The organism is Haemophilus haemolyticus (assembly GCF_003351405.1).
Taxonomy (GTDB): domain Bacteria; phylum Pseudomonadota; class Gammaproteobacteria; order Enterobacterales; family Pasteurellaceae; genus Haemophilus; species Haemophilus haemolyticus_N.
Genome location: NZ_CP031240.1, coordinates 978,694 through 996,746 on the forward strand (window position 1 = coordinate 978,694; position 18,053 = coordinate 996,746).

The following is an 18,053-nucleotide window of genomic DNA, read 5'->3' on the forward strand; positions in this document are numbered from 1 at the left end:
TACGATTTTATTATGCGTTTGTTATCCGATTAAATATTAAGCGTTTTGTGCATTAATAAAATCAATAGCGCGCTGAATACGTGTAAGTACACGATCTCTGCCGATACCGACTAGGGTAACATCCATTGATGGAGATTGACCAGAGCCTGTCACTGCGACACGTAATGGCATGCCGACTTTACCCATGCCCACTTCTAGCTCAGCAGCCGTTTGTTCAATGGCTTCGTGAGTAGAATGTAAATCCCAGCTAGAAAGTGCGGTTAATTTTTCTTTCACTTTTGCAAGCGCTTCAGCAGCATTGCCTTTGAAATGTTTTTTCGCTGCTGCTTCATCAAAGGTTTCAAATTCTTCAAAGAAGTAGCGACTTGAACTTGCCATTTCTTTTAAGGTTTTACAACGTTCCGCAAGCATGGTGACTATTTCAGTTAATGCAGGGCCATTAGTTGTATCAATGCCTTGATCTTTGTAATGCCATTCGAGGTGTTTAGCCACATATTCTGGCGGTAATTCACGGATATAATGTTGATTCAACCATTGTAATTTTTCAGTATTGAATGCGCTAGCTGATTTGCTAACGTGATCTAATTCGAAATAGTTGATCATTTCTTCGCGACTGAAAATTTCTTGGTCGCCATGTCCCCAGCCTAAACGCACAAGATAGTTGATTAAAGCTTCTGGTAAGTAACCATCATCACGATATTGCATTACGCTCACTGCGCCATGTCGTTTAGAGAGTTTTTGGCCATCATCTCCATTAATCATGGAAACGTGCGCATAGGTTGGAATTGGGGCACCAATTGCTTTTAAAATGTTAATTTGACGTGGCGTGTTATTGATATGATCTTCGCCACGTACCACATGAGTGATGCCCATGTCCCAGTCATCCACAACTACGCAGAAGTTATAAGTTGGTGAACCGTCTGTGCGACGAATAATAAGATCATCAAGCTCACTGTTGCTGATTTCAATACGGCCACGCACTGCATCATCAAATACTACTGAGCCTTCAGTTGGATTTTTAAAACGTACGACATGAGGTTCATCTGGTGAATGGCTGTGATCGTGTAAGCAGTGACGGTCATAACGTGGTTTTTCTTTATTTTGTTCTTGAGTATGACGAAGTTCTTCTAAGCGATCTTTAGTGCAATAGCAACGATATGCTAAGCCTTGTTCAATCATTTCATCGATCACTTGGTTATAACGATCAAAGCGTTTAGTTTGGTAATAAGGGCCATGTTCCCAAGGAAGATTTAACCATTCCATTCCTTCAATAATTGCAGCAGTTGCTTCTGGTGTTGAACGCTCTAAATCAGTGTCTTCAATTCGTAATACAAATTCGCCGTTATTATGTTTTGCGTATAACCAAGAATAAAGTGCGGTACGAGCGCCACCTACATGCAAATAACCTGTAGGACTAGGAGCAAAACGAGTACGCACTTTTACATTTGGATCTAAATTAAAAGGGGCATCTAGTTTCATTTTTATAACCTATCTTCAATAAAATATTAGTCGTTATTCTACTACGACTTGTTTGACTTCTAAATAAAAAAGCGGATTTTATGCTTATTTTTACGACAATTAAACAAAATTTAATAAAAAGGTATTGACTGAAAATGCATTCTCCCTATAATGCCAACCCACAGCATTAAGGGCGATTAGCTCAGTTGGGAGAGCACCTCCCTTACAAGGAGGGGGTCACTGGTTCGAGACCGGTATCGCCCACCACTTCTCTAAAAAGTGTTCTTAATGTTACTAAGTTTGACCTAGCGGGCGATTAGCTCAGTTGGGAGAGCACCTCCCTTACAAGGAGGGGGTCACTGGTTCGAGACCGGTATCGCCCACCACTTTTCTAAAGTGTCCTTTCCGCTCAAACTTTCCCTTTGTATTTAAACGCTTTCTAGTGGGCGATTAGCTCAGTTGGGAGAGCACCTCCCTTACAAGGAGGGGGTCACTGGTTCGAGACCGGTATCGCCCACCACTTAAAAGTGTTTAAATAAACCGAAAATTTAGGGTTTTACCTTAATATTGTCGGGCGATTAGCTCAGTTGGGAGAGCACCTCCCTTACAAGGAGGGGGTCACTGGTTCGAGACCGGTATCGCCCACCACTTTATTTCCAAATTATCCAAATAATTTTCTTTTCCCGTTCAATCTATTACGTTTACATGATAAAGTGCGCAGACATTCTCACGTCTCATTTTAGTCTGTTATGCATCATAGGGAAAATTCATGATCGCTTATATTTTCTTAGCTTTATTCACGATTGCGGCAGTGATTTTTATCGTAAACTCCCATTATCGTTGGACTTATTTCTTTGCTATTACGCTTTTTACTTTTTTATTTGGTGGCATGCTTATGGTTTCCGGCCAATGGCAACGTGCTTTAAATTTTTCATCTGTGCTTTTTGTGGTACTGATGTTATTTCACCGTTTAAAAATTCATTATTACAAACAGCCTTTGTTAATTTCAGATTTCTTTCTTGTGGTGGATTGGCGAAATTGGGAAACCTTAATTCATTATAAAGGTGCATTGTTTGGCGTTATTGGGCTAATTGCGTTATTAGGTTATGCGATTTTTGGTTTTAATGATGTCGAGCCTTTAGGGGGATTAGGTAACAGCATTGGGGCGTTATTGTTTATCGTTAGCTTTAGCTTGATGTGGCATTATTCTAAAAAGCCAAGTGCGGTGCAAGTTTGGTTAGATTCTTTGCCCGATGATGGTCGCGATGTGTTTTTAAATTTACCAATGTCTTGCCGCGGTATTTTTTTCAAGGTGCCAAGTTTTGATGGCAATAGCCAAAATTTTATTGAAAAAATGACCGCACTTTCATCTGATACAAACAAGGTATCTGAAACAAACCCCGATATTGTAGTGACATTAATGGAATCCACGCTGAACCCTCATCAATTTGATTTTAGTCAGCAATCTATTCCACCACTTTCCATGTTTGAACCTCAAAATAATACAGTATTTGCTTCGCCGTTGCGTGTGCATACTTTTGCTGGCGCAACCTGGAAATCAGAATTTGCTTTTTTAGCCGGCGTACCTTCAACCGATTTTGGCGCGTTAGCAAGTGGTGTTTTTTATTCTGTTGTACCGCACTTACAATCGGGTTTAGTGAAAAATCTAAAAGCTCAAGGATATTTTTGTGTTGCCTTGTCGCCTTTTACAAAAGGTAATTACAATGCGAAATCCGCTTATGATCATTTCGGTTTTGATTTGATGTTACAACCGCAAGATCTTGGTTATCCTGCCCCTATTAGTAAAAATCTTTGGGATATTAGTAGTGAAGAAATGATGAAGTACACCCGAATGATTTTGGAAAAGCAGCATCCTGCGTTAGAAAATGTAGATCAGCCAATGTTTATTTATGTGTTGACTATGCGAGAACATGGTCCATATGAATTGGGCATGGAAAATACATTTAATCTTCAAATGCCTAATTTAGGGGCTAAAAGTATTTCAGCATTGAATGACTATACTCAACGTATTGTTGCCTTGAATGATGCGATTGAAGGAATGAATAACTATTTACATGAACGTAAAAAGCCTTTTGTTCTAGGGTATTTCGGTGATCACCAAGTAGCATTTGATAATGTTACCCCTCCGAAGAAAGGGGATTATGCCCAGCCCGATTATGTGACTCAATTTGTTGTAAGAAGTAATAGTGCGAGTCAATTTAAGCAAGAACAACATTTTTTAGATCTCGCTTTTGCCGGAGGTGTCTTGATGAATGTAGCTGGATTATCAGCAGAAGATGAATTTATGAAAGCGAATATGGCAATGTGTAAACTAAGTAACGGAAAATTGGAAGATTCTTCTAATCCTGCATTTGTGAATGACTATCGTCATTACCTCTATCAAACCTTAAAAATTGCAAAATAGCTGCATAAAAAAGACCGATGTTGATAAATCGGTCTTTCTATTTTTATTCTTTTAACTCACCTAATACTTCAGATAATTGTGCTCCGACTAACACAACTAGCCAGCTAATCTGAATCCACAATAGCATAATCGGTAATGTTGCCATTGCGCCATAGATTAGTTGATAAGAAGGGAATGTGGTGATGTACCAAGTAAAGGCTTGTTTACCGAGTGTAAAGAAAATTGCGGCAATAAGCGCACCACAAGCAGAATATCTTATATCCACTTTCTTATTTGGCACGATGGTATAAATCAATGTGAAAATAAACCATGTGAAAAAGAACGGGAGTAAACTGAGCAATTTTACACCGAGTGAAAGCGTTTCCGATTGTTCAAACATGACTTTTATATAAGAGCTAATCCCTATACTTGTACCTATAACGAGAGGTCCAAAAGTCAGAATCATCCAGTAAATTGCGAAAGAGGTAAAAATAGGGCGAACACTTGTATCATGCCAAATGCTGTTGAGGGTTCGGTCGATGTTATTAATTAGTATCAAGGCAACGGCAATTAAACTCACAATTCCCACAGCACTCATTTTCTTTGAGTTTAATACGAATTGATCGATATATTCGCCCACCATATCACTCGCGGATGGCGCAAAATTGGTGAAAATCATTTCTTTCAATTCTCCAGTGACTTCATTGAATACAGGAAATGCAGAGAATATAGAAAAAATTACCATCACCATTGGTACGATAGCAAGCATCGTGCTGTAAGTTAGTGCGCCAGCAGCTTGGTTGAGTTTATTTTCTGAAAAACGTTTACAAAAGAGCAGGCTAAATTGTTTCAATGAAATCATAAAAATCCCCCACAGCAATGTTTAAATTTTTTACCAGAACCACATACACAAGGTTGTTTCATTGTAGGCAAGGATACAGTCGGATCCACAAAATACCAACGGTTTTCAATTTTTACAAAAATTGACCGTTCTTGATGGGCTAGTTCTCCCTCTTCGCCTTGAAAAATAGCTTTAAATTCCACCGCACTTTGAGTTTTTGTGAGGTTTTCTGTTTTTAGGATTTCTAATCCTAGCCATGTAGTGTTGTCAGCCCATTCTTGCAATAGATGAGTCTCTAATAAACTTTGTTGGTTTGGCACAGTTGTTGCAACAATATAAGGTATATTTTTTAAAACATAAGCCGTATAACGTGAACGCATGAGTTGTTCTGCCGTTTCGGGAAACGCTTGTCTCAAATGAAATTTGCCACAACAATCTGCGTAATGATGACCAGATTGACATGGACAATCTACCGAAAGTGCGGTTGAAATTTCTGACATATTTATCCCTGTTGTTTGAATTTCGATACTTGCGATCGAATTGAGCGTTTAAAGGCTTCAGCTAATACTTCAATATCTAATGCCGCCTCTAGTTCTGCTTCATTTTCGGGTGCAGATAACAAGCGATTTAAATGACGAATTGTTACTTGCGGATAAGGGCGTGCGAGTAATTTCAATTCATCACCTTGTCTAATTTCTCCCGTTTCAATGACGCGAACATACCAGCCACTGAGCCCGGTTTGATAAACAATATCGCGAGTCTCTTCGTTTTCCGTATTTTTGGATAAACGCTCACAAGGTTTACGTGGCTGAGATACTTCTAAAATGGTTGAGCCGATTTGATAGCGATCGCCAATGCAGACATTGTCTTCATTCAAGCCTGACACGACAAAATTTTCTCCGTAAGTGGCAGTTTCCATGTAAGAAAAATCTTTATTTAATAAAACATTTAATTTATTAAAAGAATCTGCCGACATAAAAAAGAGAGATTTATCTACACCACCATGATGTTTTTTCAAACCGACATCGTTTCCTTCTGCACCAAGAGAATGAATTTTTACCGATGGTACTGTTTTCTTACGAATTGCGCTTTCGTATACGCTTCCATCTGAAAAGGTTAGGGTTTGAACTTGTCCCACTTTTATGACTAAAATTTTTGCATCCATTTTGCTTTTTTATTGTTCTAGAAAAAAATTTCATGGAATTATAACCGAAAACGTTTAACTTTTTGACCGCACTTCTTTTTTTACTTATTATTCGTTACAACAAAAAATAAAAGGATATTCATTTATGCAATACGATCTCTCTCGCACAGAACAAGGTAAAATCCTAGGTATTACGGCCAAAATGGCTAACCGCCATGGCCTTATTGCTGGCGCAACAGGTACGGGTAAAACTGTCACATTACGTAAAATGGCAGAAGCCTTCAGTGATGATGGGGTTCCGGTATTTTTAGTGGACGTGAAAGGCGATCTTTCTGGCTTAGTAAAGAGCGGTCAATTTCAGGGCAAAATTGCGGAACGAATTGAGCAGTTCGAGTTAGGCAATGAAAGTTATCTCAATGGCTATCCTGTTTCTTTTTGGGATGTTTTTGGCCAAACGGGCATTCCTCTCCGAACAACTATTTCTGAAATGGGCCCTTTGTTGCTTTCTCGTTTATTGAATCTAAATGCTACGCAAGAAGGATTATTAAACCTCGTATTTCGTGTGGCAGATGATAAAGGTCTATTGCTCATTGATTTAAAAGATCTTCGTGCAATGCTGAAATATGTTGCAGAGAATGCGAAAACCTTCCAAGTTGAGTATGGTAATGTTTCGACCGCAAGTGTTGGCGCAATCCAACGAGCGTTACTGACACTTGAAAATGAAGGCGCTACAAATTTATTTGGTGAGCCAGCATTGAATCTAGATGACTGGATGCAAACTCGCGATGGGCGAGGGGTAATTAATGTACTCAATTCTGAAAAATTGATTAATTCCCCAAGAATGTATAGCGCATTTCTATTATGGTTGATGGCAGAACTCTTTGAACAACTGCCAGAAGTGGGTGATCCTGAGAAACCTAAATTTGTGATGTTTTTTGATGAAGCACACTTATTGTTTGATGGTGCGCCGAGCGTACTAGTGGAAAAAGTAGAACAGGTTGTGCGTTTGATTCGTTCTAAAGGTGTGGGAATCTATTTTGTCACGCAGAATCCACTTGATTTGCCAGATACCGTATTAGGCCAGTTAGGTAATCGTGTTCAACACGCTCTTCGTGCATTTACTCCACGCGATCAAAAAGCTGTAAAATCGGCTGCAGAAACTTTCCGAGCAAACCCTTCAGTGAATGTCGTTGAGACTATTTCAACCCTTGGAGTGGGGCAAGCATTGGTATCATTTTTAGATGAAAAAGGCATGCCAACGCCGGTTGAAATTGCCTATATCTACCCGCCAAAAAGTCAGCTTTCACCATTAACGACAGATGAACGTAATGCTTGGGTGAAAGATGATGATCTTTATGCGTATTATAAAGAATATGTAGATAATGAATCTGCCTTTGAAGTATTAACTGCTCAAGCGGATTTAGCTGCGGTACAACAAAAACAAGCAGAGCAAGCCCAAACGGAAGAAGAAAACGGCTTCTTAGGTAGTTTGAGCCGAATGATTTTTGGTACGCAAAAGCGCGGTGAAAAATTATCGCCAACTGAGCAAATAGTAAATAGTGTTGCGCAGTCTGTAGGGCGAAATATTCGAAATCAAATTACCAAGCAAATTATGAGAGGCATAATGGGCGCGCTTAAGAGATAAAGTTATTTTTCGAAAAATACTCGAGTGCTTTTATTTATTCAAAAATCTGATTTCGCCTCAGGGTGAAATCATCACGTTAAATGGCAATAAGGAGATTTATTATGTCAGACGTATTCCACCTAAACCTCACAAAATCCCAATTGAAAGGTGCAACACTCGCTATTGTTCCTGGCGATCCTGCGCGTAGTGAGCGTATTGCTAAACAACTTGATAATCCAGAGTTTCTTGCTAGCACGCGTGAATTTACTTCATGGTTAGGCTACCTCAATGGACAACCTGTTGTAGTATGTTCTACGGGTATTGGTGGGCCATCAACATCAATTTGTGTGGAAGAGCTTGCTCAACTTGGCGTTCGCACTTTCTTACGTATTGGTACAACGGGTGCTATTCAACCACATATTAACGTAGGCGATGTTCTTATCACAACTGCTTCTATTCGCTTAGATGGTGCAAGCCGTCATTTCGCACCATTAGAATATCCCGCTGTGGCAAACTTTGAATGTACAACCGCACTTTATAATGCAGCGAAAGCAAAAGGTATCGAGCCTTATGTAGGTGTAACCGCATCATCTGATACATTCTATCCAGGTCAAGAACGTTATGATACCTATAGCGGAAAAGTGTATCGTGATTACCAAGGGCTACTTAAACAATGGCAAGATTTGAATGTGATGAACTATGAAATGGAATCATCAACATTGTTTACCATGTGTAGCGCATTAGGTTTGCGTGCTGGGATGGTTGCGGGTGTGATTGTAAACCGCACTCAACAAGAAATTCCAAATGAAGCAACAATGAAACAAACGGAAGAAAAAGCTGTTTCTGTTGTGATCGCAGCCGCGCAGGCGTTGTTAAGTTAATGTCTTTTAATTGGGGTGTATAAAACCTTGTTTTGAACGTTTCCAAAAAATTAGACTGTTAAATAAAGGACTGAGTTCTGTAATCCACAGGGCTTAGTCTTTTTAGTGTATACTGATTATGATTGTAGTAATGAATGTAACTCATGAATTGTTTTTTCGAGTTGTTCGAAAATATCAAACTGTTTCTACTCGTAGCACTCCGTTTTTAACTGCCCAAAGAAACTTTCCATTGCTGCATTATCTAAACAATTTCCTTTTCTCGACATACTTTGTCGAATACCATGTTTTAAGAGGATTGCTTGATACCCTCTCATTTGATATTTCCATCCTGTCTAGAATGTAAAATAAGCCTTGTTACCACTTGCGCCATCATTAGGATGATTTGCTCAAAATTCGGGCTTATTGATAAATTTAGATTAAATAAATCCTTCATTGGAGCTAAATATGGCTAACCCTCAGCACATTTAAATTCGGTGAGGTCTGTTACTAACTTTTTATTCGCCGGCTTATGGTAAAGTTGCATTTTAATAAATGAGCAACAAATCCATAGAATCTCTCTTGATATTCCTTTCGTAATGGTGTTAAATCACTCACATATTGTGAGGTTATATCTTATTTAAATTATGTGTCAATTACTCGGAATGAATTGTAATACGCCGACGGATATTGTCTTTTCTTTTGAAGGTTTTCGTCGTCGTGCTGGTTTAACTGATTGTCATTCAGATGGCTTTGGAATTGCTTTTTTTGAAGGGCGTGGAGTGCGTATTTTTCGCGACAATCAAGCTGCTAGCCTTTCCCCCATCGCTGATTGTGTGAAGCAATATAAAATCAAATCTTTGAATGTTATTGCACATATTCGTAAGGCGACTCAGGGCGAAGTTAATATTGAAAATACTCATCCATTTATTCGTGAAATTTGGGGGCAGAACTGGGTTTTTGCGCATAATGGTAATTTGAAAAACCTACCAGATATGACAGAACATTTTTTGCAGCCAATAGGTTCTACAGATTCTGAAGCTGCCTTTTGTTATATGGCGGAATATCTCAAAAATACTTTTCGTAAAAAACCGAGTGAAATGGAAATTTTTGAGGCTATTCAAAAAGTAACAAAAGAGCTTGCTCAACACGGCACATTCAATTTTATTCTCTCTAATGGCGAATGGATGATCGCCCATTGTTCAACAAATTTACATTATGTCATGCGACAAGCGCCTTTTGGTAAAGCGCACAGAATTGATGATGATGGTGTCATTGATTTTAGTGATTATGCAAAGGAAGGTGATAAAGTGAATATCATAACAACCTTTCCGTTAACTAAAGATGAAAATTGGACAAAAATGGAAAATGGTGGATTTGTATTTTTTAAGAACGGGGACAAAATTGCTGAAGTGGTAGGTACCCCGAAAGAAGCGATTGATGATGGTACCTTAGGTAATAGAGCAGCTTAATTAAATCCAGCCAAAGAAAAGTGCGGTTAGACTGATCTGCACCCCAAAAGTTGGGCTCAACAACCAACAATTGAGATGCAGATTTTATTATGGGTAAAACACTACACAATCGAATTTAAATTACAGGTTCTCCAACCTATTCTGAATCGAAAGATGAGTATCAGAGAAGCAGCTCGTTTTTAATATCCCCTCAGACTCATTAGTTGGAACCTGGTTGAAACGCGTTGAAAAAATGGTATAAATGAGCTGATTCCTTGTAAACCATCAGGACGGCCGCCAATGAAACCTAAATATACCAGAATGCCTTCTCCCCCTAAAATGAAAGAAGACCGTTTACACCTGAGAATTTTACAGCTTGAAGTGGGATAGCCTACCTAAAGAAGTTGAGAAGGCTCAGACTTCAGGACGAAGCCGACCATCGGAAATTATCCAAAGGTTAAGAACGAGTTATCCCTTAACATGACTATTAAGTTTCGCGCGATTAGCGCGTAGTACGTTCTTTTTCCAACTTCAAATGAAGCGAGATAAAGGCAAAGCTCTTAAAGTTGTTATTAAAGAGAAATATTCTCATTAAACAAATCCTGTGTAGCCATTTTATATTCAGAGCTAGGCTGGCACCATCAAATGGTAACTTATAGTCGAATCTTGGCTGAACATGGTATCATTCAAAGTATGTCGAGAAAAGGGATAGTTGATGCTGTCAGGGATTATTTAGATTACTATAATCACCGACGGATTCAACTAAAATCAAAAGGATTGAGTCCGATACAATATAGAAAACAATCCTTTAAATAACAGTCTAACTTTTTGCGGTTAGATCATTTTTAACCGCACTTTTTCATTAATATAGATAAACATTATGCGCATACCAAGAATTTATCATCCTGAATCCCTTGAAAATCAAACTCAATGTCAGCTTTCCGAAGACGCGGCAAACCATGTAGGGCGCGTGTTAAGAATGACAGAAGGCGAACAAATCGAGCTCTTTGATGGCTCTAATCATATTTATCCAGCCAAAATTATTGAGTCGAATAAAAAAGCGGTAAAGGTAGATATTTTGGGGCGTGAGCTTGCGGACAAAGAATCCAACTTAAAAATTCATTTGGGACAAGTGATTTCTCGTGGAGAACGAATGGAATTTACCATTCAAAAATCGGTGGAATTGGGGGTGAATGTGATTACGCCATTATGGTCAGAACGCTGTGGCGTAAAGCTTGATGGCGAACGCATGGATAAAAAAATCCAACAATGGCAAAAAATTGCGATTGCTGCTTGTGAACAGTGCGGTCGTAATATTGTGCCAGAGATTCGTCCACTGATGAAATTGCAAGATTGGTGTGCAGAAAATGACGGAGCGCTAAAATTGAATTTGCATCCACGCGCGCAATATTCGATTAAAACGTTACCGAATATTCCCGTTGAAGGCGTTCGCTTATTAATTGGCTCAGAAGGTGGATTATCTGCACAAGAAATTGCACAAACTGAACAGCAAGGATTTACTGAAATTTTATTAGGAAAGCGTATTTTGCGTACTGAAACTGCATCGCTTGCGGCGATTAGTGCACTACAAATTTGTTTTGGAGATTTAGGTGAATGATGGAGTTACAAGGGAAATTTTTGATCGCGATGCCACACTTAGACGATTATTTTAATCGTACTGTGGTGTTTATGTGCGAGCATAATGAGCAAGGCTCGATGGGATTGGTGATTAATCAGCCCACAGATTTAAGCATTGCGGAACTTTATTCTAAACTCAATTTTATGATGAAAAATGACCGCACTTTTAGCAATGAAATGGTGGTGGCCGGTGGCCCTATGCATAGTGAAAGAGGTTTTATTCTACATAAGAATACACCTAATGAATTCCAGCATACTTATAAAATCACGGATGAACTTTCAATGACAACCTCTGCTGATGTGATAGAGACGCTAGGTTCTGAACTTGCACCAGAAAAATATCTTATCGCTCTAGGATGCTCTAGCTGGGAAGCGGGGCAATTAGAAAAAGAAATCACTGATAATGCTTGGTTAGTCGCGACTGCGAACGATCAGATTTTATTTGATATGCCTTATGATGAGCGCTATGTTGCGGCGAATCAATTACTTGGTATTCACCCACATAATTTTGTGTTTGCACAAGTGGGGCATAGCTAATGGGGATTATTGCACTTGCTTTTGATTTTGGTACCAAAAGTATTGGCTGTGCTGTAGGACAAAGTATTACCGGCACTGCACAAGCCTTACCTGCGTTTAAGGCGCAAGATGGTATTCCAAACTGGGATGCGATTGAAAAATGCTTGAAAGAATGGAAACCAGATGTTGTCGTTGTTGGTTTGCCTTTAAATATGGACGGAACAGAACAAGATCTGACTTTGCGTGCTCGTAAATTTGCAAATCGTTTACAAGGGCGTTTTGGCGTTAATGTTCAGTTGCAAGATGAACGTCTAACAACAACAGAGGCACGCAGTGAAATTTTTGATAGAGGCGGTTTTCGTGCCTTAAAAAAAGGTAAAGTAGATGGGATCTCTGCTTGTTTGATTCTAGAAAGTTGGTTTGAGGTTGAAGAATATTACGAATAAAAAAAGCCCTTTCAAAAGCTGAAAGGGCAAAAATATTTGGAGTCATACTATGAGTTGTTGAATTAACAAATCAGGTATGTGGCGTATTATAATAATAAAATACAAAAATGCAACATTTTTTTAACAAATAATTTTTTGTCATTTAATTATGTGGATTTCTTGTATTGCTATTGACTAAATTACGCATTAATAATGCATAGTCTAAGTTGATATCTTGTGGTACGTCTAAGAACACAAAATGCCCATCACCTAGTGCTGCATCAACCGCTTCATTTTTACGATTTATCATTTTTTCAATTTTGAAATTGATATTACCCTGAGGGGTCATCATTTCTACATCATCACCAAGTAGGAATTTGTTCTTCACCGCCACTTCAGCCATACCTTGTTCATTACGTTTACCAGTAAATTCACCGACAAACTGTTGACGATCAGAAATAGAATAACCGTATTCGTAGTTTTGGTATTCATCGTGCGTATGACGACGTAAGAAACCTTCGGTATAACCACGATGTGCAAGGGACTCCAACGTATCCATTAAGCTTTCATCAAATGGTTTGCCAGCAGCTGCATCATCAATGGCTTTGCGGTAAACTTGAGCGGTTCTTGCGCAGTAATAGAAGGATTTAGTACGGCCTTCGATTTTTAAAGAATGCACCCCAAGTGCGGTCAATTTTTCTACGTGTTGTACGGCACGCAGATCTTTTGAGTTCATAAAGTAAGTGCCGTGCTCATCTTCAAAAGCGGTCATTTGTTCATCTGGCTTTTGTGATTCGGTATAAAGGAAGACTTTATCTGTTACCGCACCTTTGCCCAAAGTCGGCGCTACATTTTTTACTTCAATTTGTTGAGCGGGAGCGATTTTAGGCACGATGTTGCCTACTTCATCCGTGGTGCCTTCTTCCATCTTATATTCCCAACGACAAGCATTCGTGCAAGTGCCTTGGTTTGGGTCGCGTTTGTTGATATAGCCAGAAAGTAAGCAGCGGCCAGAATACGCCATACATAATGCACCGTGTATGAAAATTTCGAGTTCGATATCTGGCACGTGTTGGCGAATTTCAGCAATTTCATCTATTGAAAGTTCGCGAGATAAAATAACACGAGTTAATCCCATTTGTTTCCAGAATTTTACCGTTGCCCAGTTTACCGCATTCGCTTGTACTGAAAGGTGAATATCAATATCTGGGAAGTTTTCACGCACCAACATGATTAAGCCTGGGTCAGACATAATTAAGGCATCAGGGCCCATGTCGATCACAGGCTGTAAATCTTTGATAAAGGTTTTGAGTTTAGAGTTATGGGGTGCAATGTTCACGACCACATAGAATTTTTTGCCAAGCGCATGGGCCTCATCGATCCCGATTTTTAAATTGGCGTGATTAAATTCATTGTTGCGTACACGTAAGCTATAACGTGGTTGGCCTGCATAAACAGCATCTGCCCCATAGGCAAAAGCATAGCGCATATTTTTGAGGGAGCCAGCAGGGGAAAGTAATTCTGGTTTGAATTGGGTTGTCATAATATTCTCTTTTGTCTGATTTCAGGTCAGGGATTTGCGCTAGGCAAATCGTTAGGTGGGGTATTGTAGAGAAAATATTTGGCTTGTAAAGGAAAGTGCGGTCAAATCCTAATTAGAAATTCAGTTTATCTGGTTCTGATATAAAGATTTAACCGCTTGAATTACCCTATATTAAATAAAATTATGAGCTTCAAATTTTGCCCTATAACAATTGCTTGTCTTTTATTTTGATTATGAGTTAACTATATTACTTTCTTCCTTTAAAGCTTGAGTCACTGCTTTTATATCATTTGCTTGAGTGATGGCTGTGATTACAGCAATACCATCAGCGCCATATTCCCGTAAGGTTTTCACATGTTCTAGTTTTATCCCTCCAATCGCTACAAGCGGTTTGGTTATACCTTTGTTTCTCAAGGTTTGAATAAACGCCATTCCTAGAGTCGGGGAAGGATTTTCTTTTGACTGGGTCGAGAAAATTGGGCCAACACCAAAATAATCGATTTCAGCTATTTCCTCACCGATTTTTGCTTCATCTAAGCGGTTAATGGACCAACCAATAATCAGTGGTTTATTGGTTTTTGCTCGAATCGTTTTTACAGGCGTATCGCTTTGTCCAACATGAATTCCATCCGCTTCAATTTCCAATGCTAAATCAACGTTGTCATCAACAATAAATGGCACATCATATTGGTGGCATAAATCTCGACAGCTAATTGCTAAGGATCGTTGTTCATCTGGTGAATTTTCGAGTGAGAATTTGCCTTTATCTCGGAATTGAAAACAGGTAATGCCACCTTCTAAAGCTTGTTTAAGAACAGAAAGCAAGTTATCTGCTGGATTATCACCTAAATGTCGGCAATCTTGTGTGCCTGCTACAAAATAGAGCGGTAAAATTTCTTGAATATTTTTCATCTTTCAATCCTTAAAGGCGACTGTAAGCCCAATGATTTGTTGGTCCATGCCCATGACCAATATTCAATGGGTGAGCGATGGCTGCAGTGATAAAATCTTTAGCTGTTTTCACCGCACTTTTTAATGGCGCGCCTTTGGCTAATTCTGCTGTTAAGCAAGCTGAAAAAGTACATCCTGTGCCGTGAGTATGTGGTGTATCGAAACGCATGCTTTCTAAAACAAAATGCTCACCATTTTGTAAAAGGATCCAATCTTGGCATTGCTGGCTTTGTGAATTGAGCGAATGTCCGCCTTTAATAATCACATTCTTTGCGCCTTGTTTTTGCAAGTCTAACGCAGCTTGTTGAATGCTAGCTGTATCAGAAATTTTGATACCTGTTAAAGCTTCTGCTTCAGGAATATTAGGTGTAATCACGTCGGCTAGTGGTAATAAATGTTTGATTAATGCGGAAACTGCTTGTTGTTGCAATAAAGGCGCACCACCTTTCGCAATCATCACAGGATCAACCACTAATGTGCCAAATGGGCGATGACTTAAAAAATCAGCAACACATTCAATAATATCTGCTGTGCCAAGCATACCAATTTTGGCACTTACAATCTGAAAGTCATTTTTGACTGCTTCCAGTTGTGCTTGAATCGTGTTCAGCGGAATTGGGTGAATATCAAATACGCCAAGTGTGTTTTGAGCAGTGACTGCAGTAATCACTGAAGTGCCAAAAACACCTTGCATTTGAAAGGTTTTGAGATCTGCTTGAATTCCAGCTCCACCGCCGCTGTCTGAACCTGCAATAGTCAATGTTTGCGGAATGTTAGACATATTTCACCTCCGTATTTTGTTCTATTAAATCAGGTGTTAAGGCCGCCAATTCATCAAGCAAGCGAATTTGGAACTGTCCAACTTGTGTGGTTAAGTTTTTAGCCGCAATCTCTCCTGCAATGGTGTAAGCTGCACAAGCTTCGAGTGTTGCTGAAAAATGTTTACCTTCATCAACGGCTAAAAATGCTGCACAGACTGCACTTAATAAACAACCTGATGCGGTGACTTTGGGAAATAGCGGCGTACCATTATGGACTGTGGCAGTTTGTTGTCCATCGCTGATAATATCGACCTCACCACTAATTAACACCGTACAGTCATAGCGTAGTGCAACACGTTGAGCGACTTCTTGTAGATTTGTTTTGCCTTGCCCTGCATCCACGCCTTTTGCTTGCCAGTCTTCACCTGCAATTGTAGCAAGTTCGCCAGCGTTACCTCGAATTAAGGCAAATTTCACTTCCGCTAATAATTGGCGGATGGTTTCGCGTCGGTAGCTAGTAGCGCCCACTCCAACAGGATCAAGTACAACAGGAATGCCTATTGAATTCGCTGTTTTACCGGCTAGTAACATAGCATCTCGTTCTTGTCCAGTAATTGTACCGATATTGATGACTAATGCTTGGCTGATTTTTGGCAATTCAATCATTTCTTCAATATTAGCTGACATTAACGGTGATGCACCCAAAGCAAGTAGACCATTGGCACTAAAATTTGCCGCAACAATATTGGTAATATTATGAATCAACGGATTTTGTTCACGAATTTTTGATAAATAAACTGCTTTCATTTTACCCCTCCATTTTTATGCTAAATCTAATCCCATTTGCCAAAATCCGATTTCCATTCGAGTGGCTGTGGTAAAAATCTGTTGGATATTAGCTATTTGAGAATCATTAAGTGGTTCACAAAGTACGGTAAGAAAATCAACAGTTTCTTGTGCGGCTTGTTGATATTCTGGTGCCGAGTATGCGTCAATCCATGCTTGATAAGGATTGCTTGGTAGTTTTGGATAATTTTCTGTGATGTAGCAGGCGACTTGTGCGTAACCTAAAGCACAAGGCGTCACAGCTGCATATAGCTCTGGTAAGCCGCCCATCATTCCACAATCAAGCAGGTAACGAGTATAGGAAATACATGCCGCACTTTCTGGTGTTTGGAATATTTCCAGTTCACTTATTTCCCATTGTTGGCAGTAATCCAAATGTAATTGGATTTCTTGGCAAAGAATGTCGAGTGTTTTACGCGGCATGTCCATTTCGGCAAAATTTCTTGCCTTGAACACACCCAAAGCAAAAGCACGACTGTAATGGAAAAGATAGATGTAATCTTGTTTTAAATAGTGTTGAAAACAAGCTTTTGGCAAGGTGCCTTTTGCAAGTTGTTGCACAAATTCATGCTCAACATATTGCTTCCAATAAGGTTGCGCTTGCTGAATGAGTTGGTTGATCATCATTTTCCCTTACTGTAATTCGACAGCATAGTCTTTCAATTCAAGTGCTTTTGGAATCAAGCCTTTTTGATGCATAAATTCCGCCATTTGTTGATAACGTTTGGAATCCAATTGACGAGGTTTCGTTGCTAATAAAGGCAAGGTGTCTTTCCACGCTAATTGATTTAATTCTGTATTGAGTTCTTTTGGCTTATGGTTCACAAATGCTTGCCATGCTTCACCTGGATGGCTTTGTAGATAGGCTGTGGCTTGTTCAAGTGCGGTCAAAAAAGCGGAAATTTTTTTAGAGGCAAGATTGTTTTTGTTTGCGACTAAAATCAATTCATCATAAACCGGCACACCATATTGTTCTGGGAAAAATGCCACGCCTTCTTGTTTTTCTAAGTGGATTTGATTGAGTTCGAAATTACGAAATGCCCCGATGACCGCATCGACTTGCCCTGTTAAAAGAGAAGGAGAAAGCGACCAATTAACATTCACCAATTTTACGTCTTGGTTGCTGAGTCCGATGGCGTGGAGCATGGTATCGAGTAATACATCCTCAAAGCCACTGACGGAATAGCCTACTTTTTTCCCTTTCAGATCGGCAAGCGTTTTGATCTTGCTATTTTTGAGTACTACTACGCTATTTAATGGACTGGAAATCAGTGAACCTACACGCACTAAAGGCAATCCTTCTGCGACTTGTTGATAAAGTTGAGGTTGATAATTAATAGCTAAGTCCACTTTTCCTGCGGCAACCAATTTAGGCGGTAATGATGGATCAGCGGGTTCGATAATCTCGACCTCTAAGTTATTTTTTTCAAAAAAGCCTTTTTGCTGAGCCACGATGATCGCTGCGTGATCAGGGTTTACATACCAATCAAGCATTAAGCTAATTTTCTCTATTGCCAAACTGGTAAAACTGGCGCTGAGTCCAATTACAAGACTGAAATAACGGATGATTTTCTTCATTTTTGTCTCCTTGTGT

17 protein-coding genes, 4 tRNA genes and 2 pseudogenes are annotated in these 18,053 nt (G+C 39.4%); 12 read left to right on the forward strand and 11 right to left on the reverse strand.

Features of this window, described 5'->3' with window-relative positions; translation table 11 throughout:
• Positions 1-36 precede the first annotated feature (36 nt).
• Complete coding sequence (gene gltX / locus DV427_RS04905) at positions 37-1,479, reverse strand: glutamate--tRNA ligase (protein ID WP_005628050.1); 1,443 nt, start codon at positions 1,477-1,479, stop codon at positions 37-39.
• Positions 1,480-1,649: 170 nt separating this feature from the next.
• Here gltX and DV427_RS04910 point away from each other — a divergent pair.
• The 5 genes from DV427_RS04910 (at position 1,650) to lpt6 (ending at position 3,883) form a co-directional block, all read left to right on the forward strand.
• Positions 1,650-1,725: transfer RNA gene (locus DV427_RS04910), tRNA-Val, on the forward strand.
• Positions 1,726-1,768: 43 nt separating this feature from the next.
• Positions 1,769-1,844, forward strand: a tRNA-Val gene (locus tag DV427_RS04915).
• A gap of 58 nt (positions 1,845-1,902) precedes the next feature.
• Positions 1,903-1,978: transfer RNA gene (locus DV427_RS04920), tRNA-Val, on the forward strand.
• Positions 1,979-2,030: 52 nt separating this feature from the next.
• Positions 2,031-2,106: transfer RNA gene (locus tag DV427_RS04925), tRNA-Val, on the forward strand.
• 121 nt (positions 2,107-2,227) lie between these two features.
• Complete coding sequence (gene lpt6, locus DV427_RS04930; protein ID WP_114891502.1) at positions 2,228-3,883, forward strand: phosphoethanolamine transferase Lpt6; 1,656 nt, start codon at positions 2,228-2,230, stop codon at positions 3,881-3,883.
• Between the two features lie 43 nt (positions 3,884-3,926).
• On the opposite strand, the gene DV427_RS04935 is transcribed toward lpt6, so the two are convergent.
• Genes DV427_RS04935 through DV427_RS04945 form a run of 3 tightly spaced genes read right to left on the reverse strand, consistent with a single transcriptional unit; the run spans position 3,927 to position 5,868 of the window.
• On the reverse strand, positions 3,927-4,724 hold the full coding sequence (locus DV427_RS04935; protein WP_114891503.1) for a virulence factor BrkB family protein: 798 nt from the start codon (positions 4,722-4,724) through the stop codon (positions 3,927-3,929).
• Positions 4,721-5,203, reverse strand: coding sequence for a YchJ family protein (locus DV427_RS04940; RefSeq protein WP_114891504.1), 483 nt, complete (start codon positions 5,201-5,203; stop codon positions 4,721-4,723). Before DV427_RS04940 ends, DV427_RS04935 begins: the two co-directional genes overlap by 4 nt.
• Before the next feature lie 2 nt (positions 5,204-5,205).
• The gene (locus DV427_RS04945) at positions 5,206-5,868 is read right to left on the reverse strand and encodes an MOSC domain-containing protein (RefSeq protein WP_114891505.1); all 663 of its coding nucleotides are present in this window, start codon (positions 5,866-5,868) and stop codon (positions 5,206-5,208) included.
• Between the two features lie 124 nt (positions 5,869-5,992).
• On the opposite strand from DV427_RS04945, the gene DV427_RS04950 reads away from it, so the two are divergent.
• Together DV427_RS04950 and udp are read left to right on the forward strand one after the other, a co-directional pair.
• Entirely contained in the window at positions 5,993-7,492 is a 1,500-nt protein-coding gene (locus tag DV427_RS04950; protein WP_114891506.1) for a helicase HerA-like C-terminal domain-containing protein, read from the forward strand.
• Between the two features lie 101 nt (positions 7,493-7,593).
• Positions 7,594-8,352, forward strand: a complete 759-nt coding sequence (gene udp / locus DV427_RS04955; protein WP_114891507.1) for a uridine phosphorylase — start codon at positions 7,594-7,596, stop codon at positions 8,350-8,352.
• Between the two features lie 58 nt (positions 8,353-8,410).
• Here the strand turns inward: udp and DV427_RS04960 are convergent.
• Positions 8,411-8,866, reverse strand: a pseudogene (locus DV427_RS04960) (transposase); the annotation flags it as partial.
• Positions 8,867-8,975: 109 nt separating this feature from the next.
• Between DV427_RS04960 and DV427_RS04965 the strand changes: the two are divergent.
• The 5 genes and pseudogenes from DV427_RS04965 to ruvX all read left to right on the forward strand — a co-directional run bounded on the left by DV427_RS04965 (position 8,976) and on the right by ruvX (position 12,379).
• Entirely contained in the window at positions 8,976-9,800 is an 825-nt protein-coding gene (locus tag DV427_RS04965) for a class II glutamine amidotransferase (protein WP_046939771.1), read from the forward strand.
• A gap of 591 nt (positions 9,801-10,391) precedes the next feature.
• Positions 10,392-10,595: pseudogene (locus tag DV427_RS04975) on the forward strand (IS3 family transposase); the annotation flags it as partial.
• Between the two features lie 64 nt (positions 10,596-10,659).
• Positions 10,660-11,397: a 16S rRNA (uracil(1498)-N(3))-methyltransferase gene (gene rsmE / locus DV427_RS04980; RefSeq protein WP_114891509.1), complete on the forward strand. Its 738-nt coding sequence runs from the start codon at positions 10,660-10,662 to the stop codon at positions 11,395-11,397.
• Entirely contained in the window at positions 11,394-11,954 is a 561-nt protein-coding gene (locus DV427_RS04985) for a YqgE/AlgH family protein (protein ID WP_114891510.1), read from the forward strand. Before rsmE ends, DV427_RS04985 begins: the two co-directional genes overlap by 4 nt.
• Positions 11,954-12,379, forward strand: coding sequence for a Holliday junction resolvase RuvX (gene ruvX / locus DV427_RS04990; protein ID WP_114891511.1), 426 nt, complete (start codon positions 11,954-11,956; stop codon positions 12,377-12,379). The genes DV427_RS04985 and ruvX overlap by 1 nt, the downstream gene beginning before the upstream one ends.
• A gap of 142 nt (positions 12,380-12,521) precedes the next feature.
• Here ruvX and trhP read toward each other — a convergent pair whose 3' ends face one another.
• From trhP to DV427_RS05020, 6 genes are all read right to left on the reverse strand, one after another.
• Entirely contained in the window at positions 12,522-13,901 is a 1,380-nt protein-coding gene (gene trhP / locus DV427_RS04995) for a prephenate-dependent tRNA uridine(34) hydroxylase TrhP (RefSeq protein ID WP_114891512.1), read from the reverse strand.
• A 231-nt stretch (positions 13,902-14,132) separates the two neighbouring features.
• Positions 14,133-14,813, reverse strand: coding sequence for a thiamine phosphate synthase (thiE, locus tag DV427_RS05000; RefSeq protein WP_114891513.1), 681 nt, complete (start codon positions 14,811-14,813; stop codon positions 14,133-14,135).
• 10 nt (positions 14,814-14,823) lie between these two features.
• Positions 14,824-15,633, reverse strand: coding sequence for a bifunctional hydroxymethylpyrimidine kinase/phosphomethylpyrimidine kinase (thiD, locus tag DV427_RS05005; protein WP_114891514.1), 810 nt, complete (start codon positions 15,631-15,633; stop codon positions 14,824-14,826).
• The gene (gene thiM, locus DV427_RS05010; RefSeq protein ID WP_114891515.1) at positions 15,626-16,420 is read right to left on the reverse strand and encodes a hydroxyethylthiazole kinase; all 795 of its coding nucleotides are present in this window, start codon (positions 16,418-16,420) and stop codon (positions 15,626-15,628) included. The genes thiD and thiM overlap by 8 nt, the downstream gene beginning before the upstream one ends.
• Positions 16,421-16,435: 15 nt before the next feature.
• Positions 16,436-17,083, reverse strand: a complete 648-nt coding sequence (gene tenA / locus DV427_RS05015; protein WP_114891516.1) for a thiaminase II — start codon at positions 17,081-17,083, stop codon at positions 16,436-16,438.
• Between the two features lie 9 nt (positions 17,084-17,092).
• Complete coding sequence (locus DV427_RS05020; RefSeq protein ID WP_114891517.1) at positions 17,093-18,037, reverse strand: ABC transporter substrate-binding protein; 945 nt, start codon at positions 18,035-18,037, stop codon at positions 17,093-17,095.
• Between the last annotated feature and the right edge of the window lie 16 nt (positions 18,038-18,053).